The 23,347-nt window shown below is 64.1% G+C and carries 24 protein-coding genes; 14 read left to right on the top strand and 10 right to left on the bottom strand.

Annotated features, from left to right (window positions below):
- Positions 1–4 precede the first annotated feature (4 nt).
- The 3 genes from ACS7SF_RS03350 to ACS7SF_RS03340 are packed head-to-tail and all read right to left on the bottom strand — an operon-like array spanning position 5 to position 3,592.
- The gene (locus ACS7SF_RS03350) at positions 5–1,015 is read right to left on the bottom strand and encodes an ABC transporter permease (RefSeq protein ID WP_439891674.1); all 1,011 of its coding nucleotides are present in this window, start codon (positions 1,013–1,015) and stop codon (positions 5–7) included.
- Positions 1,005–2,603, bottom strand: a complete 1,599-nt coding sequence (locus ACS7SF_RS03345) for a sugar ABC transporter ATP-binding protein (protein WP_439891673.1) — start codon at positions 2,601–2,603, stop codon at positions 1,005–1,007. Before ACS7SF_RS03345 ends, ACS7SF_RS03350 begins: the two co-directional genes overlap by 11 nt.
- Positions 2,604–2,632: 29 nt before the next feature.
- Positions 2,633–3,592: a sugar ABC transporter substrate-binding protein gene (locus tag ACS7SF_RS03340; RefSeq protein ID WP_439891672.1), complete on the bottom strand. Its 960-nt coding sequence runs from the start codon at positions 3,590–3,592 to the stop codon at positions 2,633–2,635.
- Between the two features lie 423 nt (positions 3,593–4,015).
- Between ACS7SF_RS03340 and iscR the strand changes: the two genes are divergently transcribed.
- From iscR to iscX, 9 genes are all read left to right on the top strand, one after another.
- A complete protein-coding gene (gene iscR, locus ACS7SF_RS03335) occupies positions 4,016–4,600 on the top strand; it encodes a Fe-S cluster assembly transcriptional regulator IscR (protein ID WP_426394057.1) in 585 nt (194 codons plus the stop codon).
- Between the two features lie 85 nt (positions 4,601–4,685).
- A complete protein-coding gene (locus ACS7SF_RS03330) occupies positions 4,686–5,903 on the top strand; it encodes an IscS subfamily cysteine desulfurase (RefSeq protein WP_439891671.1) in 1,218 nt (405 codons plus the stop codon).
- Between the two features lie 59 nt (positions 5,904–5,962).
- Positions 5,963–6,364: a Fe-S cluster assembly scaffold IscU gene (gene iscU / locus ACS7SF_RS03325; RefSeq protein WP_039596266.1), complete on the top strand. Its 402-nt coding sequence runs from the start codon at positions 5,963–5,965 to the stop codon at positions 6,362–6,364.
- 34 nt (positions 6,365–6,398) lie between these two features.
- Complete coding sequence (gene iscA / locus ACS7SF_RS03320; protein ID WP_021195403.1) at positions 6,399–6,719, top strand: iron-sulfur cluster assembly protein IscA; 321 nt, start codon at positions 6,399–6,401, stop codon at positions 6,717–6,719.
- A 19-nt stretch (positions 6,720–6,738) separates the two neighbouring features.
- Positions 6,739–6,939 (top strand): DUF3565 domain-containing protein, encoded by a 201-nt coding sequence (locus tag ACS7SF_RS03315; RefSeq protein ID WP_426394051.1) that lies wholly within the window; start codon positions 6,739–6,741, stop codon positions 6,937–6,939.
- A gap of 48 nt (positions 6,940–6,987) precedes the next feature.
- Positions 6,988–7,515, top strand: a complete 528-nt coding sequence (gene hscB, locus ACS7SF_RS03310) for a Fe-S protein assembly co-chaperone HscB (protein ID WP_048931765.1) — start codon at positions 6,988–6,990, stop codon at positions 7,513–7,515.
- Positions 7,516–7,589: 74 nt separating this feature from the next.
- Positions 7,590–9,455, top strand: coding sequence for a Fe-S protein assembly chaperone HscA (hscA, locus tag ACS7SF_RS03305; RefSeq protein ID WP_439891670.1), 1,866 nt, complete (start codon positions 7,590–7,592; stop codon positions 9,453–9,455).
- Positions 9,456–9,498: 43 nt separating this feature from the next.
- Positions 9,499–9,837 (top strand): ISC system 2Fe-2S type ferredoxin, encoded by a 339-nt coding sequence (fdx, locus tag ACS7SF_RS03300; protein ID WP_439891669.1) that lies wholly within the window; start codon positions 9,499–9,501, stop codon positions 9,835–9,837.
- 45 nt (positions 9,838–9,882) lie between these two features.
- Positions 9,883–10,077: a Fe-S cluster assembly protein IscX gene (iscX, locus tag ACS7SF_RS03295; RefSeq protein WP_021195398.1), complete on the top strand. Its 195-nt coding sequence runs from the start codon at positions 9,883–9,885 to the stop codon at positions 10,075–10,077.
- Between the two features lie 78 nt (positions 10,078–10,155).
- On the opposite strand, the gene ACS7SF_RS03290 is transcribed toward iscX, so the two are convergent.
- The 4 genes from ACS7SF_RS03290 to prfB all read right to left on the bottom strand — a co-directional run bounded on the left by ACS7SF_RS03290 (position 10,156) and on the right by prfB (position 14,598).
- Entirely contained in the window at positions 10,156–10,905 is a 750-nt protein-coding gene (locus ACS7SF_RS03290) for a glycine zipper 2TM domain-containing protein (RefSeq protein WP_439891668.1), read from the bottom strand.
- A gap of 260 nt (positions 10,906–11,165) precedes the next feature.
- Positions 11,166–12,698 (bottom strand): lysine--tRNA ligase, encoded by a 1,533-nt coding sequence (lysS, locus tag ACS7SF_RS03285; RefSeq protein ID WP_439891667.1) that lies wholly within the window; start codon positions 12,696–12,698, stop codon positions 11,166–11,168.
- A gap of 35 nt (positions 12,699–12,733) precedes the next feature.
- Positions 12,734–13,474, bottom strand: a complete 741-nt coding sequence (locus tag ACS7SF_RS03280) for an SDR family oxidoreductase (protein ID WP_439891666.1) — start codon at positions 13,472–13,474, stop codon at positions 12,734–12,736.
- A 19-nt stretch (positions 13,475–13,493) separates the two neighbouring features.
- Positions 13,494–14,598 (bottom strand): peptide chain release factor 2 gene (prfB, locus tag ACS7SF_RS03275; protein ID WP_102064856.1). Its coding sequence is split into 2 segments (ribosomal slippage): positions 13,494–14,516 and positions 14,518–14,598, totalling 1,104 coding nucleotides; the frame shifts between segments, so codons are not numbered across the junction.
- 170 nt (positions 14,599–14,768) lie between these two features.
- On the opposite strand from prfB, the gene pncB reads away from it, so the two are divergent.
- The 5 genes from pncB to ACS7SF_RS03250 all read left to right on the top strand — a co-directional run bounded on the left by pncB (position 14,769) and on the right by ACS7SF_RS03250 (position 20,912).
- The gene (gene pncB, locus ACS7SF_RS03270) at positions 14,769–15,938 is read left to right on the top strand and encodes a nicotinate phosphoribosyltransferase (RefSeq protein ID WP_426394038.1); all 1,170 of its coding nucleotides are present in this window, start codon (positions 14,769–14,771) and stop codon (positions 15,936–15,938) included.
- A 153-nt stretch (positions 15,939–16,091) separates the two neighbouring features.
- Positions 16,092–16,811 (top strand): LutC/YkgG family protein, encoded by a 720-nt coding sequence (locus ACS7SF_RS03265; RefSeq protein WP_439891665.1) that lies wholly within the window; start codon positions 16,092–16,094, stop codon positions 16,809–16,811.
- Positions 16,812–16,974: 163 nt separating this feature from the next.
- Positions 16,975–18,384, top strand: a complete 1,410-nt coding sequence (locus ACS7SF_RS03260) for a sodium:proton antiporter (protein WP_439891664.1) — start codon at positions 16,975–16,977, stop codon at positions 18,382–18,384.
- 17 nt (positions 18,385–18,401) lie between these two features.
- Positions 18,402–19,406 (top strand): 2-hydroxyacid dehydrogenase, encoded by a 1,005-nt coding sequence (locus ACS7SF_RS03255; RefSeq protein ID WP_439891663.1) that lies wholly within the window; start codon positions 18,402–18,404, stop codon positions 19,404–19,406.
- Between the two features lie 12 nt (positions 19,407–19,418).
- Complete coding sequence (locus tag ACS7SF_RS03250) at positions 19,419–20,912, top strand: DNA recombination protein RmuC (protein WP_439891662.1); 1,494 nt, start codon at positions 19,419–19,421, stop codon at positions 20,910–20,912.
- A gap of 70 nt (positions 20,913–20,982) precedes the next feature.
- On the opposite strand, the gene ACS7SF_RS03245 is transcribed toward ACS7SF_RS03250, so the two are convergent.
- The 3 genes from ACS7SF_RS03245 to mobA form a co-directional block, all read right to left on the bottom strand.
- Entirely contained in the window at positions 20,983–21,261 is a 279-nt protein-coding gene (locus tag ACS7SF_RS03245) for a hypothetical protein (protein ID WP_426394031.1), read from the bottom strand.
- A gap of 139 nt (positions 21,262–21,400) precedes the next feature.
- Positions 21,401–22,693, bottom strand: coding sequence for a molybdopterin molybdotransferase MoeA (moeA, locus tag ACS7SF_RS03240; RefSeq protein ID WP_439891661.1), 1,293 nt, complete (start codon positions 22,691–22,693; stop codon positions 21,401–21,403).
- Positions 22,694–22,720: 27 nt separating this feature from the next.
- Positions 22,721–23,335, bottom strand: a complete 615-nt coding sequence (gene mobA, locus ACS7SF_RS03235; RefSeq protein WP_439891660.1) for a molybdenum cofactor guanylyltransferase MobA — start codon at positions 23,333–23,335, stop codon at positions 22,721–22,723.
- Positions 23,336–23,347: the final 12 nt, after the last annotated feature.

Raw genomic sequence — 23,347 nt, 5'->3', positions numbered from 1 at the left:
CGTTCTAGTGTGTGTGTGTGGTGACCCGGTTGCGCCGGGTTCGATAGGTATCCATGACCACGGCCGCCACGATGACCGCGCCCGTGATGATCCGTTTGGTGGGCTCGGAAGCGCCGATCTGTGCGAGGCCCGATTCGAGCACCGAGATGATCAGCACGCCAAACAGCGTGCGCACGACCGACCCGCGCCCACCCATCAGGCTGGTGCCGCCGATCACCACGGCCGCAATCACCTGCAATTCCATGCCGACGCCGGCGTTGGGGTCTGCGGCTTCCAGGCGTGACACCTGGAACAGCGCGGCCAACCCCGACAGCAGCCCCATCAGCGCGAACACCGCAATCTTGTACGGGCGCGGGTTCACGCCTGCCAGCCGCACCGCCTCTTCATTGGTGCCAATGGCAACAAGGTAGCGGCCGAACACCGTACGCACCAGCACAATCTGCCCGATGACGGTGATGGCCACGGCAATCAGGAACGATGGCGCAATGCCCAGCGCGATCGGGTTGGCCAGCCAATCGACCGCGCTGCCGATATATACGGTACGCGAATCCGTGAGGCTGTAGGCGAGACCGCGCGCCATTTCCAGCACCCCGAGCGACACGATGAACGACGGAATGCCCCAGTGCACCGTCACTGCGCCAGTGAGCGCACCGGCTGCCGTGGCAAGCAGCACGCCGGCGAGCGCAGCGGGCAATAGACCCCAGCCGAACTTTGTCATGGCAATCGACAGCACCGACGCTGCCAAGGCCAGCACGGAACCCACCGAAAGGTCGATCCCGCCGATCATCAAAATGAATGTCATGCCTACGGCCATGACGAGCAGATCGGGGATCTCGTTGGCGATGGTCGTGAAGGTGGGCACTGAGAAGAACGTCGGCGACAGCGTGCCGAACAGCACCAGCATGGCCACCAGCGCCGCGAGCAGCCCGCCGATGGCGCCAAGCGAGATACCCAGCGCGGCACGCGTGCTCTGCCCGGTGGCAGGCGAGGGTGGCAGGGTGGAGTCAGAGCGCATCCGCGGTCTCCGAAGACGATGGGGAAGCCGGTGAGTCGCGCTTGTCCAATTCGGCCGACTCACCGAAAGCGGCGGCGAGCAGGGCGTCCTGGCTCCAGCCACCGCGTTGGAAAATGTGTGTGAGCCGTCCGGCGCGCATCACGCCGATGCGGTCGCACAGCTGCATCAGTTCACGCAGGTCACTGGACACCACGACAAGTGCCTTGCCGCGCGCGGCCAGCGCATCGAGCAGCGCGTAGATGTCGAACTTGGCGCCGACGTCCACGCCGCGTGTGGGTTCGTCGAACAGCAGCACCGGCGTGTCACGCTCCAGCCAGCGGGCAATCGCCACCTTCTGCTGGTTGCCGCCCGAGAGTTCGCCCACGGGTTGCTCCGGCCCGCCACAACGGATGCGCAGCGCGCCGATGTGCCGCTGCGCCAGCGCACGTTCGCGCGCGGGTTGCAGCCAGCCGCGTTTCGTCACGGTGGCCATGTTGCCCAGCGCGATGTTGGTGGCAATTGGCAGGCTCAGCATCAGGCCTTCGTCCTTGCGGTCTTCGGTGAGCAGGCTGATGCCGTGGCGTACCGCATCGCCAGGCGAACGCATGCGTACGGGTTTGAGCGGTGAGCCCACTTCGATGGTGCCGGCATCCGCGCGGTCCGCGCCAAAGATCAGCCGCAGCAGCTCCGTGCGCCCCGCGCCCACCAGGCCGGCGATGCCGAAGATCTCGCCCGGCGCGACCTCAAAGCTCACGTCGCGCACGGCTGGCGCACGTGTGAGGCCAGTCACGCGCAATGCGGGCGTACCGTCGCCAGGCCGGGGTTCGCGTGCGGGGCGTTCGGTATCCGAGGCAGCGCCTTCGGCCGGCACCGCGCGTCCGACCATCGCCTGAATCAGCGCATCTTGGGTGACCGTCGCGGCCGGCGCATCGGTGATGAGCTTGCCGTCGCGCAGCACGACAATGCGGTCGGCAATGCGTGCCAATTCATCCAACCGGTGAGAGATGTAGACGATCGCCACGCCTTCGCGGCGCAGCGCGTCGATGCGCGCGAAGAGCGTCGCGCTTTCGTGCGCGCTCAGCATGGCGGTCGGCTCGTCGAGGATCAGTACGCGACAGGCGCTGGTCAGCGCGCGCGCAATCTCGATCATCTGCCGGTGGCCGATGCCCAGCGTATGCACGGGCGTCCAGGGGTCGAGGTCGAGCCCGACGCGCGCTAGGGCCTGCTCTGACTGGCGCTGCAGTGTCTGCCGATCCACGAAGCCCAGCCTGCGCGGCAGTTCGCCCAGGAACAGGTTTTCGGCCACAGTGAGCGTGGGCACCATGCTCAGTTCTTGCAGCACCATGCGCACGCCCAGCGCCTCGGCCGCGTTGCGCGAAGCGGGGGCATATGGCGCGCCGCCCAGCGACATCGCGCCGGACGTTGCCGTCTCCAACCCGCAGAGGATCTTGGAGAGCGTGCTCTTGCCTGCGCCGTTCTCGCCCGTGAGCGCAAGCACCTCGCCGGCGTGTACGTCGAGATCGATCTCGCGTAGCACTGGCGCGGCGTAGTGCTTGCTGACGGCGGAAACGCGCAGCAGCGGCGTGCGCGAAGCGTGGGCGGTCAACATGGCTGGCGGCGGCTGGCCTGTCAGACGCGTTACGAGCGCGTCACGAGGTTGACGGGCGTCTCGACCACACCCGACAGCTTCGCCTGCGGTGTTTTGCTGGCCAGCGCCTTCAGGGCGGTCTCGATGCCGAAGACGGCTTGCTGATCGGCGTGCTGGTCTGCCGTGGCCACCACGCGCCCATCGGCCAGCATGGCCTTGATGGCGTCGATGTTGTCGTACCCGCCAATCAGCACCTTGCCGATCTTGCCCGCCGCCCGCACGGCAGACACCGCGCCGATCGCCATGTTGTCGTTGCCGCACAGCAGGGCCTTCAGATCAGGCTGTGCGCGCAGCATGGCGGCCGCCACCTTGTTGCCCTTGTCGATTTCCCACTCGCCCGATTGCACGCCGACGATCTTCAGCTTGGCGGCCTCCGCAGCATCCTTGAAGCCGGCCGTGCGCTGCTGCGCATTCGTCGTCGTCGGAATGCCTTCAATGATGCCGACCGCATCGCCCGGTTTGAGCGACTTGGCGACGAAGTCACCGACGAGCCGTGCGCCCTTGCGGTTGTCCGGGCCGACGAAGGGCACGTTCAGTCCCTTCTCCTTGAGCGCCGCCGGGTCAAGCCGGTTGTCGATGTTGATGACGAGGATGCCCGCATCCACGGCCTTCTTGACCACCGGCACCAGCGCTTTGGAATCGGCCGGCGCCAGTACGAGGGCATCGACCTTCGACACGATCATCTGCTCGACCAGGCGGATCTGGCCGCCGGTGTCGGTTTCATCACGAATGCCATTGGCCAGCAACGTGTAGTCCGACGCGTGTTCCTTCTGGTGCTTGCGCGCGCCGTTCTCCATCGTCAGGAAGAACTCGTTGGCGAGCGACTTCATCACCAGCGCCACCTTGGGCGGCTGGTTGGCAGCATGTGCAAGAGAAAACGACAGGGGCAGGGCAAGGGCGACAGCAGAGCCCGCGCCAAGTTGCAGCGCGCGGCGACGGCGGATATCCATGGTGTCTCCTCCAGGAAGAGGCCGGTCTAAGAGGGATTGCGGGCGTCGCTGTCCTAAGCCATTCAAAAGGGCAATCGCGCCACAGTGTTCGCAAACGTTTGCGTATCCAGTAGTCTCGGTTGCCGCGTAACAAAAGTCAATGGATTTAAGTTGGCCGCAGCATAAGTGGAAACCCGCATGTGCCGCGCTGGCGCACGACATTCGCAAGCTGCGCTGCAAGATGCGGCGTGATAGCCCTATCCGACGTGGTTGATTGTTTTAGTCCACAATACGGCCTGCCGCGCGGCTACCCGGCGCAGTTTCCCACTGTGCGGGCTCTGCAATCCCCTTGCTGCGACGCGGAATCCCCCGACACCTTAGTTGACCGATTTTGTCGGGTTCCTTTATACTTGAGCAAAACGATCAGGTATTTCCCCGACGCCCATGAGATTGACCACCAAAGGCCGCTTCGCGGTCACCGCCATGATTGACTTGGCGCTGCGCCAAGAGCAGGGTCCGGTCACGCTGGCCGGCATCAGCCAGCGCCAGAAGATTTCGCTGTCGTACCTTGAGCAGTTGTTCGGCAAACTGCGCCGCCACGAAATCGTGGAAAGCGTGCGCGGCCCGGGTGGCGGCTACAGCCTGGCGCGCCGTGCGGATGACGTCACGGTGGCCGATATCATCATCGCCGTGGACGAACCGCTGGACGCCACCCAATGCGGCGGCAAGGGCAACTGCGGCGAAGAACACAACGGCCAGGCCGGCCGCTGCATGACGCACGACCTGTGGGCCACGCTCAACCAGAAGATGGTCGAGTACCTCGATTCGGTGTCGCTGCAGAACCTGGTCGATCAACAACGTGAGCGCCAGCCCGATGTGATTCAGGATATGCGTGAAGCCCGTCCGGCTCGTCGTGAGCGCACACCGGCCCGTGCCCGTGGTGCGGATGCGCCCGCCACCGCAGTGCCGGCAGAGCCGGTCAAGCGCGCGCCGCTGGTCAACTCCGTTTTCAGTCTGGCGCAGTCGTGATCGCATGATTGCGCCAGCGTGAGGTCCGGCCAAGACGCCGATCCCACACATAGAACATCGCCCCCCACACAAGGCAGACAAGACAATGAGCACCCTGCATCTTCCTATCTACATGGACTACTCCGCGACGACGCCGGTGGATCCGCGCGTGGTCGACAAGATGATTCCGTACTTGCGCGAAAGCTTCGGCAATCCGGCCTCGCGCAGCCATCCGTTTGGCTGGGAAGCTGAAAAAGCCGTTGAGACCGCGCGTGAGCAGGTCGCCGCGCTGGTGAACGCCGACCCGCGCGAGATCGTGTGGACGTCGGGCGCCACCGAATCCGACAACCTAGCGATCAAGGGCGCCGCTAATTTCTACAGCAGCAAGGGCAAGCACATCATCACCGTCAAGACCGAGCACAAGGCTGTGCTGGATACGACGCGTGAGCTGGAGCGCCAGGGCTTCGAAGTGACGTATCTGGACGTGAAGGACAACGGCCTGATCGATATCGAAGTCTTCAAGCAAGCCATCCGCCCGGACACCATTCTTGCGTCGGTGATGATGGTCAACAACGAGATCGGCGTCATTCAGGACATCGAGCAACTCGGCGAGATCTGCCGCGAGAAGGGCGTGATCTTCCACGTTGACGCCGCGCAGGCGACCGGCAAGGTCGGCATTGATCTGCAGAAGCTGAAGGTCGACCTGATGTCGTTCTCGGCGCACAAGACGTATGGCCCGAAGGGCATCGGCGCACTGTACGTGCGTCGCAAGCCGCGTATCCGCATCGAAGCGCAAATGCACGGCGGTGGCCACGAGCGCGGCATGCGTTCGGGCACGCTGGCGACGCACCAGATCGTCGGCATGGGTGAAGCGTTCCGCATCGCCAAGGAAGAAATGGCGACCGAGAACGAGCGCATCCGCATGCTGCGTGACCGCCTGTACCGTGGCCTGAACACGATGGAAGAGGTGTACGTGAACGGCGACATGGAAGCCCGTGTGCCGCACAACCTGAACATCAGCTTCAACTTTGTGGAAGGCGAGTCGCTGATCATGGCGATCAAGGACGTCGCCGTGTCGTCGGGCTCGGCTTGCACGTCGGCCTCGCTGGAGCCGTCGTACGTGCTGCGCGCCCTGGGCCGCAACGACGAACTGGCTCATAGCTCGATCCGCTTCACGGTCGGCCGCTTCACCACGGAAGAGGAAGTCGACTACGTGGTCGAACTGCTCAAGAGCAAGATCGGCAAGCTGCGCGACCTGTCCCCGCTGTGGGAGATGTACAAGGACGGCGTGGATCTGAACAGCATTCAATGGGCGGCGCACTAAGCGCGGCGTTTGAGAACAACGGCGCCCCCGCGCCAGCCAACGATTGAAAGAGGTGTGAAATGTCTTACAGCAACCAAGTTCTGGATCACTACGAAAACCCGCGCAACGTCGGTTCCTTCGAGAAGGGCGACGACACGGTCGGCACCGGCATGGTCGGCGCACCGGCCTGCGGCGACGTGATGAAGCTGCAGATCAAGGTGAACGAGCAGGGCGTGATCGAAGACGCCAAGTTCAAGACCTACGGCTGCGGCTCGGCCATCGCTTCGTCGTCGCTGGTGACGGAGTGGGTGAAGGGCAAGACGCTGGACCAAGCACTGGAAATCCGCAACACGGCCATCGCTGAAGAACTGGCGCTGCCGCCGGTGAAGATTCACTGCTCGATCCTGGCGGAAGACGCCATCAAGGCGGCCGTGGCCGACTACAAGGAAAAGCACGGCACCGCCGAACAGAAGGCTGCTTAAGCCGCGCATCCAGCATCAATAGAAAGGACGCAGCATGATCACCCTGACCGACAAGGCCGCGCAGCACGTTACCCGCTACCTGACCCGCCGTGGCAAGGGCGTGGGCCTGCGCGTGGGCGTGAAGACCACCGGCTGCTCGGGCTTGGCTTACAAGCTCGAATATGCGGATGAGATTGCCGCCGAAGACCAGGTGTTCGAATCCAACGGCGTCAAGGTGATCGTCGATCCGAAGAGCCTGCCGTACATCGACGGCACCGAGTTGGACTTTGCACGCGAAGGGTTGAACGAAGGCTTCAAGTTCAACAACCCGAACGTGAAGGACGAGTGCGGTTGCGGCGAGTCGTTCCGCGTGTGAGTGGACCAAGCGGGGCACATTGAAGCAAGCGATTGTCGGTTTCGAGCGGGACGAGGAAGGCCATTGGGTCGCCCGTCTCGCCTGCGGGCACGGACAGCACATGCGCCACGATCCGCCCTGGCAGCAGCGGCCCTGGACTGAAACCGAAGCGGGGCGTGCCAGCAAGATCGGCGTGGTGGTGGAATGCCTGAAGTGCGATCGGGGTGAGCCGCGAGGTTGAGCCGATCAAGTCAGCAACACAAAGGCGGCATAGCCGCTTTTTTTATTCATGAATCCTGCGAGCACGCATTTCTCCCTCTTCGGTCTGCCCGAGCACTTCGAGGTCGACGACGACGCGCTGAACGCTGCGTACCGCACCGTGCAATCGCAGGCGCATCCGGATCGCTACGCGCACGCGGGTGACGCCGAGCGTCGTGTCGCGATGCAATGGGCCACGCGCGCCAACGAGGCCTATCAGACGCTGCGTGATCCGCTCAAGCGGGCGACGTACTTGCTGCACCTGCGCGGGATCGACGTGCAGGCCGAGAACAACACGGCCATGCCGCCGGCGTTCCTGATGCAGCAGATGGAGTGGCGCGAAGCACTGGGCGATGCCAAGGCCGAGCGCAATGTGGATGCGCTGGACGATCTGCTCGGCATGCTGCGCAAGGAAAAGCGCGCGCGTTATCAGGCGCTGTCCGGTCTGCTCAACGGCGATGGCAACAGCGCCGCAGCAGCCGATGCCGTGCGCCAGCTGATGTTCATCGAAAAGATCGAACGCGACACCGCCGAGGCCATCGACCGGCTGGAAGACTAGAACCCAGAATTTGCGACAATGGCAGGTTTGCCGAGGCCGGCATCCTGCGTATTCCGCGCAATCGAGACATCCCCATGGCTTTACTGCAGATTTCCGAACCCGGCGAATCGCCCGCACCGCACCAGCGCCGTCTGGCGGTGGGCATCGACCTGGGCACGACCAACTCGCTGGTGGCCGCTGTGCGCAGCAGCGTGCCGGAAGTGTTGCCCGACGATCAGGGCCGTCCGTTGCTGCCCTCCGTGGTGCGCTATCTGCCCACCGGCGGCGCGCATATCGGCTACAAGGCCCAGGCCGAAGCTGTGCGCGACGCCAAGAACACCATCATCTCGGTCAAGCGCTTCATGGGGCGTGGGCTGAAGGATGTCGCCCACATCGAGAACACGCCGTACGACTTTGTCGACGCGCCTGGCATGGTGCAACTGAAGACCGTGGCCGGAGTGAAGAGCCCGGTGGAAGTGTCGGCGGAGATCCTCGCCACGCTGCGCCAGCGCGCGGAAGACACGCTCGGCGATGACCTTGTCGGCGCAGTGATTACCGTGCCGGCGTACTTTGACGACGCACAGCGCCAGGCCACGAAGGACGCCGCCAAGCTGGCCGGCCTGAACGTGCTGCGCCTGCTGAACGAACCCACCGCCGCTGCCATCGCCTACGGCCTGGATAACGCGGCCGAAGGCGTCTACGCGGTGTACGACCTGGGTGGCGGCACGTTCGATATCTCCGTGCTCAAGCTCACCAAGGGCGTATTCGAGGTGATGTCCACGGGCGGTGATTCCGCGCTCGGCGGTGACGATTTTGACCAGCGCATCGTGTGCTGGATCGTCGAGCAGGCTGGCCTGCAGCCGCTGTCGGCAGAGGACACGCGCCTGCTGTTGAACAAGGCGCGCGCCGCCAAGGAATGGCTCTCCACTGCCGACAGCACCGAGATCGACGCGATGCTCTCCACTGGCGAGACCGTGCACCTCGTGCTGACTGCCGAGACCTTTGCTGAGCTGACGGCCAATCTCGTGCAGAAGACGCTGTCGCCAGTGCGTCGCGCACTGCGTGATGCCGGTGTGACGGTGGACGAGGTGAAGGGTGTGGTGCTTGTGGGTGGCGCGACGCGCATGCCGATCATCCGCCGCGCCGTGGGCCAACTGTTTGGTCGCACGCCGCTGACGAATCTCGACCCCGACCAGGTGGTTGCCATCGGGGCGGCCATGCAGGCCAACCTGCTGGCCGGCAACCGCGCGCCAGGCGAAGACTGGCTGCTGCTGGACGTGATCCCGCTGTCGCTGGGCGTCGAGACGATGGGCGGCCTGGTCGAGAAGATCATCCCGCGCAACAGCACGATTCCCGTGGCGCGCGCGCAGGAATTCACCACCTTCAAGGATGGCCAGACCGCCATGGCGATCCACGTGCTGCAGGGTGAGCGCGAACTGGCGAGCGATTGCCGCTCGCTGGCGCGTTTCGAGCTGCGCGGCATTCCGCCGATGGTGGCCGGTGCCGCGCGCATCCGCGTGACGTATCAGGTGGATGCCGATGGCCTGCTGTCGGTGGCCGCACGCGAAACGGTGTCGGGCGTGGAAGCGTCGATCACCGTGAAGCCGTCGTACGGCCTGGCCGATGACGACATCGCGCGCATGCTGCAGGAAGGCTTCCAGTCCGCCGAAGACGACATGCGCCGCCGTGCGCTGGCGGAAGAGCGTGTGGAAGCCGAGCGCCTGCTCGAAGCGCTGTCGCAGGCGCTGGCGGCCGATGGCGATCTGCTGTCGGCCGAAGAGCGCGCCGCCATCGACACCGAAATCGCGGCGCTGCGCACCACGATGCAGGGTGAAGACCACCGCGCCATCAAGGACGCCGTGGATGCCCTCTCGCACGGCACCGACGAGTTCGCTGCGCGCCGCATGGACCGCGGCATCCGCAAGGCGCTCGCCGGCAAACGCATCGAGGAGCTCGGCTGATCGCCGATCGCGTCCCCAAACACACTTATCGAACGAGTTTTTCATGCCACAAATCGTTGTCCTTCCTCACGTCGAATACTGCCCGGACGGGGCCGTGATCGAAGCCAAGACCGGCACGACCATCTGCGACGCGCTGCTGGGCGCTGACATCGAGATCGAACACGCCTGCGAAAAATCCTGCGCCTGCACGACCTGCCACGTGATCGTGCGCGAGGGCTTCAATTCGCTGGATGAGGCGACCGAGAAGGAAGAAGACCTGCTCGACAAGGCCTGGGGCCTGGAGCCGAACTCGCGTCTGTCGTGCCAGGCCAAGGTGGCGGATACGGACCTGACGGTCGAGATTCCGAAGTACACGATCAACCACGCGAAGGAAAATCACTGAGCCTTGCGGCCAGCGGCGCCGTCAGTGCAAATAGGGAGCCCCATCATGAAATGGAACGACATTCAGCAGATTGCCGAAGCGCTGTACGACAAGTACCCCGACGTCGATCCCACGCGCCTGAACTTCGTCGACCTGCACAACAAGGTCGTCAGCCTCGATGGCTTTGACGACGACCACAAGCGCGGCGGCGAGAAATTCCTCGAAGCGATCCAGCAAGCGTGGATCGACGAAGCGGAGTAAGCGCATAGCCTCCACCGCACGCGCATGAAAAACCGGCCCGAAGGCCGGTTTTTCTTTGGGTGCGAAGCGGATGCCGGATCAGCCGGCCACCAGCGAGCCGTCTTCGACGTGCACGCGGTCACCCGGCTGGAAGCCCGGGGCAGCCTTGTAGGTGAAGCTGCGGTTGGTGCCGTTGTCCATACGCACGTTCACGCGGTATTCGGTATCGCGATGGTAGTAGTTTTCTGCCACATGGCCGCCGTAACCGCCCGCCAGCGCGCCGCCCACCGTAGCGAGCGTGCGGCCATTGCCGCGACCGACCTGGTTACCCAGGAGGCCACCCACCACTGCACCGCCAATCATGCCGAGACCGGTTTCCTTGGCTTGCGTGGTGATCGGGGTGATCGACGTCACACGGCCGGCATACGGGCTGGCCGATTGGCGCGGCTGCGTTTGTGCGTAGTGCGGGCTGGTCAACGGAGCGCGTTCAGCATACGAAGGCTCACGCGCACGTGCCGGGGCCGGAGCGGGTGCCACGTTTTGTGCCGGATACGGCGCGGCTTGATTCGGTTGCGTCGTCTGGCCCGGAGCCGCCAACGCCATGGGGGCGGAGGCGCCCGGCATCGCGGCTGCAGACTGGGCTGCGACGTTCGGATCGGTGCTGCCCTGCGTGGCCTTCGACGTCGGCAAGACGCCGGTAATGGCGGCCACTGCCGTCAGGCTGGCGATGATCACGGCCACAGCGGCCGTCGTCATCAGCGGATGCATGCGGCGCGACGACGGCGGCACTTGGCCCGGCGACGTGGCGGCATATTGTTGACCTTGGTTCGATTGGACGTTGTTGTTCATCTTCGCTCTCCTGCGCCGTGATCGGTTCGGCGTTTTGATGATCACAGTGTGGTGCATCGCCCAAACGGATGCCGTTTTAATTTGTAAGCATCTGTAGTCCTGTTTTTCTATTAAAAATCAAAGAGTTGCCGCGTTTTTATACATGTTGTGGCATCGTGGGGATGTTACAAATAGCGGGGTAGGCGCGCCGATTGCGCGGCTGCGCGCCCAACAAAAACGCCCCCGAAGGGGCGTTCTCGCGAGGCTGGCTTTCCGGCCAATCAATCTTCGCGGCGCAGGTGCGGGAAGAGGATCACGTCGCGGATGTTCGGGCTGTCGGTCAGCAGCATCACCAGACGGTCGATGCCGATGCCGCAGCCGCCCGTCGGGGGCATGCCGTATTCCAGTGCGCGGATGTAGTCAGCGTCGTAGAACATGGCTTCTTCGTCACCGGCGTCCTTCTGTTCGACCTGCTTGCGGAAGCGCTCGGCCTGGTCCTCTGCGTCATTCAACTCCGAGAAGCCGTTGGCGATTTCGCGGCCGGTAATGAACAGCTCGAAGCGCTCGGTGATGCCCGGCTGCGTATCGGAGGCGCGCGCCAGCGGCGAGACTTCGACCGGGTAGTCGATGATGAAGGTCGGCTCCCACAGTTGCGACTCGGCCGTCTCTTCAAACAGCACCAGTTGCAGCGTGCCCACGCCGGCGTTCAGGAACTGCGGCGCGTTGGTGTCGATCTTGAACTTCTTCAGCTCGGCGCGCAGGAACTCGACGTCGGCCAGTTGCGCATCGGTGTACTGCGGCGCGTACTTCTGAATGGCCTGGCAGATCGTCAGGCGATGGAACGGCTTGGCCAGATCCAACTCGCGGCCCTGGTAGGTCAGGGTGGCGGTGCCCGAGGCGTCGATCGCGGCTTGGCGGATCAGCTGCTCGGTGAAGTCCATCAGCCAGCGGTAGTCCGTGTAGGCCGCGTAGAACTCCATCATCGTGAACTCGGGGTTGTGTCGCGGCGACACGCCCTCGTTACGGAAGTTGCGGTTGATTTCGAACACGCGATCAAAGCCGCCGACGATCAGGCGCTTGAGGTACAGCTCCGGCGCGATGCGCAGGAACATCTGCATGTCCAGTGCGTTGTGGTGCGTGATGAACGGCTTGGCCGCAGCGCCGCCCGGAATCGGGTGCAGCATCGGCGTCTCAACCTCCATGAAGCCGTTGCCAGCCATGAAGTTGCGCAGCGAGGCCATGGCCTTGGTGCGGGCGCGGAAGGTGTCGCGCGTTTCCTTCGAGACGATCAGGTCGACGTAGCGCTGGCGATATTTCACTTCTTGATCGGCCAGACCATAGAAGTCGCCCGGCAGCGGGCGCAGGCTCTTGGAGAGCAGGCGCAGTTCCGTCACGGCCACCGACAGTTCGCCGGTCTTCGTCTTCATCAGCGTGCCGCGGGCGGCCACGATATCGCCCAGATCCCACTTCTTGAAGCTGGCGTAGACGTCTTCGCCCACGGCATCACGGCTGATGTAGAACTGGATGCGGTCGGTGCTGTCCTGCACGGTGGCAAAGCTGGCCTTGCCCATCACGCGCTTGAGCATCATGCGGCCGGCGATGGCGACTTGCACCGGTTCGGCTTCCAGCGTGGCCTGCTCAAATTCGCGGTACTTGGCTTGCAGATCGCCGGCGTGATGCGTCGGGCGGAAATCGTTGGGGAAGGCGACGCCTTGTTGGCGGATCTCTGCCAGCTTCTCGCGGCGCTCGGCGATGATCTTGTTGTCATCCTGCGCCGCGACTGGTGCTGTGGCCGGGTTGTTCTGTTCGGTCATGATGGTGATGAGAGGAGAGTCTTGTCAGGCGCGGATTAGGTGTAATTGCGCAGATCGTCGAGTTCGGTCGCGCCAAAGTCGGGGCGGGCGAGGTAGGCGGCGATGCGCGCGGCGGCGTCTTGCGGCGAGACCAGCTCGCCATGCGTGTGCAGATCGCGGAAGCGCTGCACGCCGGCAAAGCTTGCGCCACGGATGGTGCGTTGCATGTCGGTGTCGATCACACCCGGGGCCAGCGCCACGGCGCGCACGCTGGCATCGCCATCCACGTTGATGGCGCGCACGAACATGTCGAGCCCCGCCTTGCCCGTGCAGTACGCAGCCCAGCCGGCGATCGGCCGGCGCGCGGCGCCCGACGAGATCGCCAGCACGCGGCGCTGCGCGTTCCAGGCGGCGGTGCCGCGTAGCAGGGCGGCGGTCAGTGCCATCGGGCCAGCCAGGTTCAACTGCAGGTGCGGCAGGAGCGTATCGGCGCGCAGCGTGTCGATGGTGCCGATGGGCTCGACCGCACCGGCGTTGAGCACCAGCGTCACGTTCTTGTAGGCGGGCAGGGCGGCCAGCGTCTTGGTCATCCAGGCCTCGGCGGCGTGCGCGTCGGACAGGTCGACCTGATGCCAGTCGAGTGTCACGCCAGCGGCAGTCGCTTGTGCGCGCAGTTCAGCGTTATCGCCGCGAGCTACGCAGATGAGCCGGTGACCCGGCTGCATCAACGCCCGGGCCAGCGCGGCGCCCAGGCCGCGCGAGGTGCCGGTCAGGATGAACAAAGACGTGTCAGGCATGGCGGTCGCTCGGGCTCGGTTAGACGCCTTGCTTCAGGCTGGCCTGAATGAAGGGGTCCAAATCGCCGTCCAGCACCTTCTGCGTGTTGGAGATTTCCACGTTTGTGCGCAGATCCTTGATGCGGCTCTGGTCGAGCACGTAGGAACGGATCTGGTGGCCCCAGCCCACGTCGGTCTTGGCGGCTTCCTGCGCGTCGGCCGCAGCTTGGCGCTTGCGCAGCTCGTGCTCGTACAGGCGCGATTTCAGCATCGTCATCGCCTCAGCGCGGTTACGGTGCTGCGAGCGGTCGTTCTGGCACTGCACGACGATGCCGGTCGGGATGTGCGTAATCCGCACGGCCGAATCGGTCTTGTTGATGTGCTGACCGCCCGCGCCGGACGCGCGGTACGTATCGACACGCAGGTCCGCCGGGTTGACCTCGATCTCGATCGAGTCATCCACTTCCGGGTACACGAAGATCGACGAGAACGACGTGTGGCGGCCACCTGCCGAGTCGAACGGCGACTTGCGCACCAGGCGGTGCACGCCGGTTTCGGTGCGCAGGAAACCGAATGCGTATTCGCCCTCGACCTTGATCGACGCACTCTTGATGCCGGCCACGTCGCCTTCGGACTCTTCCAGCACTTCGGTCTTGAAGCCCTTGCGCTCGCAGTACTTCAGGTATTGACGCAGCAGCATCGACGCCCAGTCGCACGCCTCGGTACCGCCGGCGCCGGCTTGGATGTCGATAAAGCAGTTGGCGGCGTCCATCGGGCCGGAGAACATGCGGCGGAATTCCATGTCTTCGACAATGGCGCGCATGCCGGCGGTATCGGCTTCAATGGCCTCGATGGTGTCGTCGTCGCCTTCTTCGCGGGCCAGCTCGAACAGCTCGGCGCCGCCGGTGAGGTCTTCGTCGAGCTTGGTCAGGGCCAGCACGACGGTTTCCAGCGATTTTTTCTCGCGGCCCAGTTCCTGGGCGCGTTTGGGGTCGTTCCAGACCTCGGGGTTTTCGAGTTCCTTATCGACTTCAACTAGACGTTCAGATTTGACGTCGTAGTCAAAGATACCTCCGAAGGTCGTCGGCGCGCGACTTCAGGTCGGCCAACGTGTTCTGGATGGCATTGAGGCGTTCTGCTTCCATGGTGCAAAAATCCGGTCGGAAACCAGAAATTATAGCGGAATCAAGGGGTTCCCCGCCTGCGCGGGCCGGTAAAAGCCGTGTTTTGGAAGAGATTTGTACGCCCCATCTGGCGCCCGGCCGGGGTTCGGTTAGCATGACGCCCACTTCCCGTGGTTTTTGGCGTTGCCCAGATGATCATCCGCTCGCTGCTCGATACCGATCTGTACAAATTCACGATGATGCAGGTGGTGCTGCATCACTTCCCCGGTGCGCACGTTGAATACCGCTTCAAGTGTCGCAACGCCGGCGTTGATCTCGTGCCGTTCATCGAAGAGATCCGCGCGGAAATCCGCCAGCTCTGCACCTTGCGCTTTACCGAGGCCGAGCTGGATTACTTGCGCGGTTTCCGCTTCATCAAGAGCGATTTCGTCGATTTTCTGGGCCTATTCCACCTCAACGAGAAGTACATCGAGGTGCGTCCGGCGCCGAGCAATGACGGGCAGATTGAAATCGTCATCGCCGGGCCGTGGCTGCACACGATCATGTTCGAGGTGCCGGTGCTGGCCATCGTCAACGAGGTGTTCTTCAGCCGCACGCAAAGCCACCCGCAGTGGGAGGAGGGCAAGCGCCGCCTGACCGAGAAGCTGGGCTCGCTGATGCGCCCGGGCCTGGAGGCATGCCGCATCGCCGATTACGGCACGCGCCGCCGCTTTTCGCACACGTGGCATGAGCACGTGCTGATGGAGACACGCACGCAACTCGGTGCCCAGTACGCCGGCACCAGCAACGTCTACTTCGCCATGAAGCACAACATGACGCCGCTGGGCACCATGGCGCACGAATACCTGCAGGCGTGCCAGGCCCTGGGCCCGCGCCTGCGCGATTCGCAGACCTTCGCGCTGGAGACCTGGGCCAAGGAATACCGCGGCGATCTCGGCATCGCGCTGTCGGACACCTACGGTTTCGACGCCTTCCTGCGCGATTTCGACATGTTCTTCTGCAAGCTCTTCGACGGCGTGCGGCATGATTCCGGCGACCCGTTCGAGTGGGGCGAACGCATGCTCAAGCACTACGAAGAGATGCGCGTCGAGCCGAAATCCAAGGCGCTGATCTTCTCCGACAGCCTGGATATGCCCAAGGTGATCGGCCTGTACGAACGCTTCCATGATCGCTGCAAGCTGGCCTTCGGCGTGGGGACCAACCTCACCAATGACCTGGGCTACACGCCGCTGCAGATCGTCATCAAGATGGTTCGCTGCAACGGGCAGCCGGTGGCCAAGCTGTCAGACGCACCCGAAAAGACCATGTGCGACGACCCGGCCTACCTGACGTATCTGAAGCAAGTCTTTGGCGTGCAGTAGTCAGTAGTCAGTAGTCAGTAGTCAGTAGTCAGTAGTCAGTAGTCAGTAGTCAGGCGTGCAATTGGGCTCACGCCGACGCCGAATAAGTTTCAACGGCGTTGGCGGACCGAGCTGAATGCGGCTCGTATAATCGACCGATCTTTCGGAGCCGCCATGGAATCACGACCAGATACCCCCGTCGACCCGCTCGACACGACCCGCGCCCGCGACGCCATCTTCGCGCGCATCCGCAATGCGCAGCATCGTCCCGCGCAGCCGACCCAGGGTGAACGCGATGCCGTGGCGGACTACCTGGCGCGTCATCCGGCAGGTCCGCGTCCACCCATCCCGGAAGATGTCGCCGCGCATTTTTCCGAGCAGGCGCTGAAGATGGCGTCGACGCTGGACTCGGTCGCCACGCTGGCTGACGTGCCGGTTGCCGTGGCGCGCTATCTGGCCGGCCTGGACCTGAAGCCAAGCGCTGTGGCGTGGACCACGCTGCAATCCCTCGATTGGGCGGCAGCCGGCATCGCCGTCGAATTCCGCCCCCCGGTGCGCGAACCCCAAGCGGATCACGACCACGGTGATCTCGTTGGCATTACGGGCTGCTTCTGCGCGATTGCCGAGACGGGTTCGCTGATGCTGCTGTCGGGGCCGGAGAGCGTGGCTTCCACCGCGCTGCTGCCCGAGACGCATATCGCCGTGGTGCCGCGTTCGCGCATCGTCGCCAACCTGGAAGAGGCCTATGCGTTGGTGCGTGCGGAGCGGGGTGAGCTGCCGCGTGCCACCAATGTCATCAGCGGGCCGTCGCGCACGGGTGACATTGAGCAGACCATCGTGCTGGGCGCCCATGGCCCCTACCGCGTTCACGTGATCGTGGTGACGGAGGCCTGAAGGCCATTCGGCGCATTGGGCCAATTGGGCCAATTGGCCCCGTTGCACTGTCAAACATGTGTGGACGTTTTCCGAGCGCCGCGACCTAGGCGTTTACACTGGCGTCTTTGCCCGTGAGGCGCGCCTGGCTTCGCTGCGCGCCGCTGCTAAGGAGAACGCCCACGTGAAACGCCTCTGGCCCCTTGTCTTCCTGTTTGTCTGTGGTTTCGCGCGTGCCGCTGATGTGAATGGCGCCGAGTTGCCGCTGTGGTGGGGCGTGCCGTTCGCGGGGATTCTGCTGTCGATTGCGATTGCGCCGCTGGTGGCGCCCAAGCTGTGGCACGACCACTACGGCAAGATTGCGGCCGCGTGGAGCTTGGCATTTCTGGTGCCGTTCGGCATCAGCTTCGGCGGCGAGGCGGCGATCGCTTCCGTCGTTCACGCGGCGCTTGCCGAGTACATCCCTTTCATCGCGTTGATTGCCGCGTTGTATGTGGTGGCAGGCGGCATCTGCATTCGCGGCAATCTGCACGGCACGCCCAAACTCAATACGGGGTTGATCGCTCTCGGCACGGGCCTGGCCAGCATCATGGGTACGACCGGTGCTGCCATGCTGCTGATCCGTCCGCTGCTGCGCGCCAACGAGGCACGCCGGCATCGTGCGCATGTCGTCGTGTTCTTCATCTTCCTGGTGGCCAATGCGGGTGGGGCGCTCACGCCCCTGGGCGATCCGCCGCTGTTCCTGGGTTTCCTGCAAGGCGTCGATTTCTTCTGGACCGCGAAATTCCTCTGGCGCCAGACGCTGACGATGTGGGTGTTGCTGCTGGCCATCTTCTTCGTTGTCGATAGCTACTACTACCACACGGGCAAGGAAGAACTGCCCAACATCACCGACGCCACGCCCGACGACGCGGGCCCGCTGCGCTTCGAGGGCAACATCAACTTTGTGCTGCTCGGCGGCATCCTGGGCCTGGTGCTGATGAGCGGGCTGTGGAAGCCCGGCATCGTCTTCCACGTGATGGGCACCGAGGTGCTGCTGCAGAACGTGGTGCGTGATGTCGGTCTGGTCCTCATCGCGCTGCTGTCGTTGTGGCTCACGCCCGGCAGCGCGCGTTCGGGCAACGAGTTCAACTGGGAACCCATCCTGGAAGTGGGCAAGCTGTTCGCGGGCATCTTTATCACCATCGGCCCCGTGATTGCGATGCTCAAGGCGGGGGTGGATGGCCCGTTTGCCGCGATCGTGCATCTGGTGAACGACGGCACCGGCCAGCCCAACAACGCCATGTACTTCTGGGCGACGGGCTTGTTGTCATCCTTCCTCGACAACGCGCCGACGTATCTCGTGTTCTTCAACACTGCCGGCGGCGACGCGCAAATGTTGATGAGCGAAGGCGCCGCTACGCTGGCCGCCATCTCGGCTGCAGCCGTGTTCATGGGGGCCAATACGTACATCGGCAACGCGCCCAACCTGATGGTCAAGGCCATCGCTGAAAGCCGTGGCTTGCAGATGCCGAGTTTCTTCGGCTACATGCTGTGGTCGGTGGGGATTCTCGTGCCGATCTTTGTTTTGATGACTTTCGTTTTCTTCCGTTAACCTGACGTGTTGAACGTATGAAACCCGGAATCCTTGTCACCCGCGCGATGTTCCCGGAAGTGCTGGAGCGCTTGCGCGAAACCTTCGACGTGATCGACAACCAGGCGGATGTCGTCTATCCGCCCGAGGCATTGGCCGAGCGCTTGCAAGGCCGCGTGGGCCTGCTCGCGAACGCGGCTGACACGATCAACGCAGAGTTGATCACCCGTGTGCCCACGCTGCGTGCGGTTGCGAACATGGCGGTCGGCTACAACAATCTGGACCTGCCGGCGATGACGCGTGCGGGCATTCTGGCCACCAACACGCCGGACATCCTGACCGAGACCACGGCCGATTTTGGTTGGGCCTTGCTGATGGCCGCCGCGCGTCGCGTGTCGGAATCCGAACGCTGGCTGCGCGCAGGGCAGTGGAAGCGGTGGACGTATGACGCGTTCCTCGGTGCGGAGGTGTTCGGCAGCACGCTGGGCATCCTGGGCATGGGCCGCATCGGCCAGGCGCTGGCGCGGCGGGCGAGCGGCTTTTCGATGCGCGTGATCTATCACAACCGCAGCCGCCTCGCGCCCGAGATCGAGCAGGACACGCGCGCCACGTATGTCAGCAAAGAAGAACTCCTGAAGCAGGCCGATCACCTCGTGCTCGTGCTGCCGTATTCCAAGGAGAGCCACCACGCCATTGGCGCCGCAGAGCTGGCGCAGATGAAGCCGACGGCCACGCTGGTCAACCTGGCCCGCGGCGGCATCGTCGATGATGCGGCGCTGGCGCAGGCGTTGGCGGACAAGCGCATCTTCGCGGTCGGCCTGGACGTGTACGAGGGCGAGCCAAAGGTGCATCCGGCATTGCTGGAGGCAGAACACGTTGCGCTCACACCGCATATCGCCAGTGCCACGCACGGCACGCGCCTGGGCATGGCGAACCTGGCGGCCGACAACCTGATCGCCGCGCTGGGTTTTGGCCCGCATGCAGGGCAGCCGCCCAACTTGTTGAACCCCGACGTGCTGGCGGTCCAGCGCGCCGCTTCCTGATCGAATAGCTCTATGGATTGGTTGGCTTTGTTGACGCTGCTGGGCGTGGCCCTGGTGGCGGTGCTGTGTGTGCTGATCTGGCGCGGTATGTCGCGTCCGGCGGCCAATGATGTGTCGCCGGTGCTCGCCGCGCTGCAGGATGGGCTCATGCGGGAGCTTGCACGGGGCAACGAGCGCGTGGAGCGCGAACTGCGCGGTGAAATCGCGGAGACGGCGCGCATCGGCCGTAGCGATGTCACGCAGCAACTCGGGCAGTTCCAGCAGGTGCTGGCCACGCAGCTTACCAGCGTCGCCACGCTACAGAACAACCAGATCGACACGTTTGCGCAGCAGCTGACCAAGCTGACCGAGACGAACACGCAGCAGCTAGAAGCTGTGCGCCAGAGCCTGCAGCAGCAGGCCCAGCAGGCGCGCGAAGAGCAGGGCAACGCGCTGCGCCGCTTCGGCGAGGTCATGCAGCAGCAACTCGCCCAACTGGGCGAGGGCAACGAGCGCCGTCTGGCCGAGGTGCGTGCCACGCTGGAGCAAAAGCTCAAAGACATCGAGGCCAACAACGCGACCAAGCTCGACGAGATGCGCCGCACCGTCGACGAAAAGCTGCACGCCACGCTGGAGCAGCGCCTGGGCGAGTCGTTCAAGCTGGTGTCGGATCGGCTGGAGCAGGTGCACCGCGGCCTGGGCGAAATGCAGGCGCTGGCCCAAGGCGTGGGTGATCTCAAGAAGGTGCTGACCAACGTGAAAACGCGCGGTACCTGGGGCGAAGTCCAGCTCGAGATGCTGCTCGAACAGATGTTGACGCCGGAGCAGTACGACAAGAACGTCGAGACTGTGCGCGGCACCGGCGCGCGCGTGGAATTCGCCATCCGGCTGCCCGGCAAGACCGATGCGGACCGTGACGCGACGGTCTGGCTACCGATCGACGCCAAGTTCCCCAAAGAGCAATACGAACGCTTGCTCGACGCGCAGGAGCGCGCGGATGCCGAGGCCGCCGCAGTCGCCAGCCGTGAGTTGGAAGTCGCGGTGCGCAAGGAAGCCCAGACCATCCACGAGAAGTACATCGCACCGCCGGCCACGACCGATTTTGCGATCCTCTTCCTGCCGACGGAAGGCCTTTATGCCGAAGTGCTGCGTCGCCCGGGCCTGACCGACGAGCTGCAACGCAAATTCCGCGTGACGGTGGCGGGGCCCACCACGCTCACGGCCATCCTGAACAGTCTGCAGATGGGCTTCCGCACGCTCGCGCTGGAAAAGCGCTCCAGCGAGGTGTGGCAAGTGCTGGGTGCGGTGAAGAGCGAATTCGGCAAATTCGGCGACGTATTAGCCGCGACCAAGAAGACCTTGGAACGCGCTGTCAGCAACATCGAACAGGCCGAGGTGCGCACGCGGCAGATGAACCGCAAGCTCAAGGCGGTGGAAGCGCTGCCGAGCGATTCCGCGCAAAACGTGCTGGGGCTGGAAACGGCGTCGGCGTTGAATGGGCAGGATGATGAGACCGAGGCCGAGTAACAGCCGTCGGCATCAGCAAAAGCAAAGGGGCGGAAATTTCCGCCCCTTTTTTTATCCATAGATACCGAGATCAGGCTTCTTCGGGCACGTCGCGCAGCGCGATTTCGATGCCGCCGAAGCGTGCGGCCACCCAGTTATAGGCGTGGCAACCCAGCCAGAGCGCGCCGAAACCGATCAGCGCGTTAAGAATCAGGCCACTCAAGATGGCAATCGCCGGCAGTTCGCCCGTGCGAACAAAACCGGTAAAAAAGACCAACCCCACGATCGGGAGCGAGAAGCACAGGTACACCAACATCAGCGCACGCGCAGTGTGGGCCGGGTGGAGGTAAACAATCTCCTGTTTCGTCATGGCATTACTCAAACGTGGGCAAGCTCAAAGCATTCAAACTGGCGCAGAGTGTAGCGAATCGACCGACTCGCCGATACCCGCGCCCGGCGGGTGACGCAAAAAACCGACAGGCCGTGCACTATCGTGGGGCGTGCTTCCGCTACACCAGGCCGTCGAACAGCAGGACCTGGACTGCATCCCCCGCGTTGACCTGGCCTTGCTCATGCGCGAGCACGACAAAGCAGTTGGCCTCGCTCATGGAGCGCAGCACGCCGGAGCCTTGCTGGCCCGTCAAGCGCACTTCCAACTGCCCGCGGTTATTCAAGGCGGCGATGGCGCGTTGGTATTCGGTCCGTCCTGGGCGCTTGCGGATGGGTGTTGCACTGACGGCCGGCACCAGTGGCGCACCGGACTCGGTGGCGCCCATCATGCGCAGCAGCGCGCCGCGCACGAAGTGATAGAACGTCACCATGACCGCCACGGGGTTGCCTGGCAGACCAAACAGAAACGCGTTGTGCCCATTCGAGTTGATGCGTCCGAACGCCATCGGCCGGCCGGGGCGCATGGCGATCTTCCAGAACGTCACATCACCCAACTGGGCCATCATCTGCTTGGTGAAATCCGCTTCGCCAACGGAGACACCGCCGGAGGTGATGATGGCATCGGCGTTTTCGGCGGCCGTGCGGAACGCGGCTTCCAGCGCGGCCGGGTCGTCGCGCACGACGCCCATGTCGAGCAACTCCACGCCCAGGCGCGAGAGCATGCCGTGCAGCGTGTAACGGTTGGAGTCATACACGCAGCCGGCGTCGAGCGGTTCACCGATGGAACGCAGCTCGTCGCCGGTGGAGAAGAACGCCACGCGCAGCTTGCGGCGCACCGGCACTTCGGCGATGCCGAGCGAGGCGAGCAGACCAATGTCGGCGGGGCGGAGGATGCGGCCAGCGGACAGTGCGGCGTTGCCACGGGCGAGGTCTTCGCCACGCAGACGGCGGTTGTCGCCTGCGCGCACGGCATCGTGGGCAAAGCGGACGGTGGTGGCATCACCTTGCGTGAATTCCTGCGGGATGACGGTATCGCAGCCGGCGGGCATGACGGCGCCGGTCATGATGCGCACGGCATCGCCCGCGCCCGGAGCACCGTGGAAGGCCACGCCTGCGTACGCGGTGCCGATCACCTTCAGCGTGACTTCACCGCCAATATCGTCGTTATTGCGCGCCAGTTCGGCGCTGGAGAAGGCGAAACCATCCATCGCGGAGTTGTCGTGCGAGGGCACGTCGATGGACGACAGGATGTCTTCGGCCAGCACGCGGTCGAGCGCGCTGCGGATCGGCACGCGCGCAAAGCCGCTTACGGGCTGCACGAAGCCGCGCATGATGGCTTGGGCCGTTTCCACGGGCAGCGCGTTCGGATCGTAGTCGGACAGGCAGGAGACGACGGAGGCGAGGGTGGTCATGTCGAAGGTAAGTGCATCTGCGGCGCACTAGCGGCGCTCGGCCAGCGTATGAAGTTCTGCCAGCGTGTTGATATTGGCGAAGGCGGCGCTGTCGTCAAACAGGACGTCTACCGTGGCGTGGCGGGCGGTCCAGGTTTCAATCTTGCGCCCACCGCCTTGCAGGTAGGCGGTGAGGTCATCGGCCAGCCGCGCATCGATCAGACAGAATACCGGTTGCACTTGCCGGCGCGGTTGAGCCTGCGCATCCGGCTCCATCGTGACGGGCATGGCGATGCGCGCGTCGGCGTCTTCCAACGCGTGGGCCAGCTTGGCGGCCAGGTCGGTCGGCACGAATGGCGAATCGCACGGGGCCGTCAGTAGATAGCGCGTCTGACATTGCTCCAACCCCGCCAGGATGCCCGCCAGCGGCCCCGCAAAATCCGGTACGGAATCCACCACCACCGGCACCCCGAACGATTCGTACGCAGCCAGGTTGCGATTGGCGTTGATGAGCATGTGATCGACCTGCGGCGACAAGCGCATCAGCGTATGCATCGCCATCGGCGCGCCGCGGAACGTTTGCAGGCCCTTGTCGACGCCGCCCATACGGCTACCCCGGCCGCCGGCCAGGATCAGGCCGGTAATGTCGGATGTGGAAATCATGTGAAGTGAAAC

The sequence above is a fragment of the Ralstonia sp. 25C genome, from assembly GCF_051904805.1.
Taxonomy (GTDB): Bacteria; Pseudomonadota; Gammaproteobacteria; order Burkholderiales; family Burkholderiaceae; genus Ralstonia.
The sequence above is the reverse complement of the archived record's forward strand: the minus strand, read 5'-3'. Positions and strand labels throughout refer to the sequence as shown.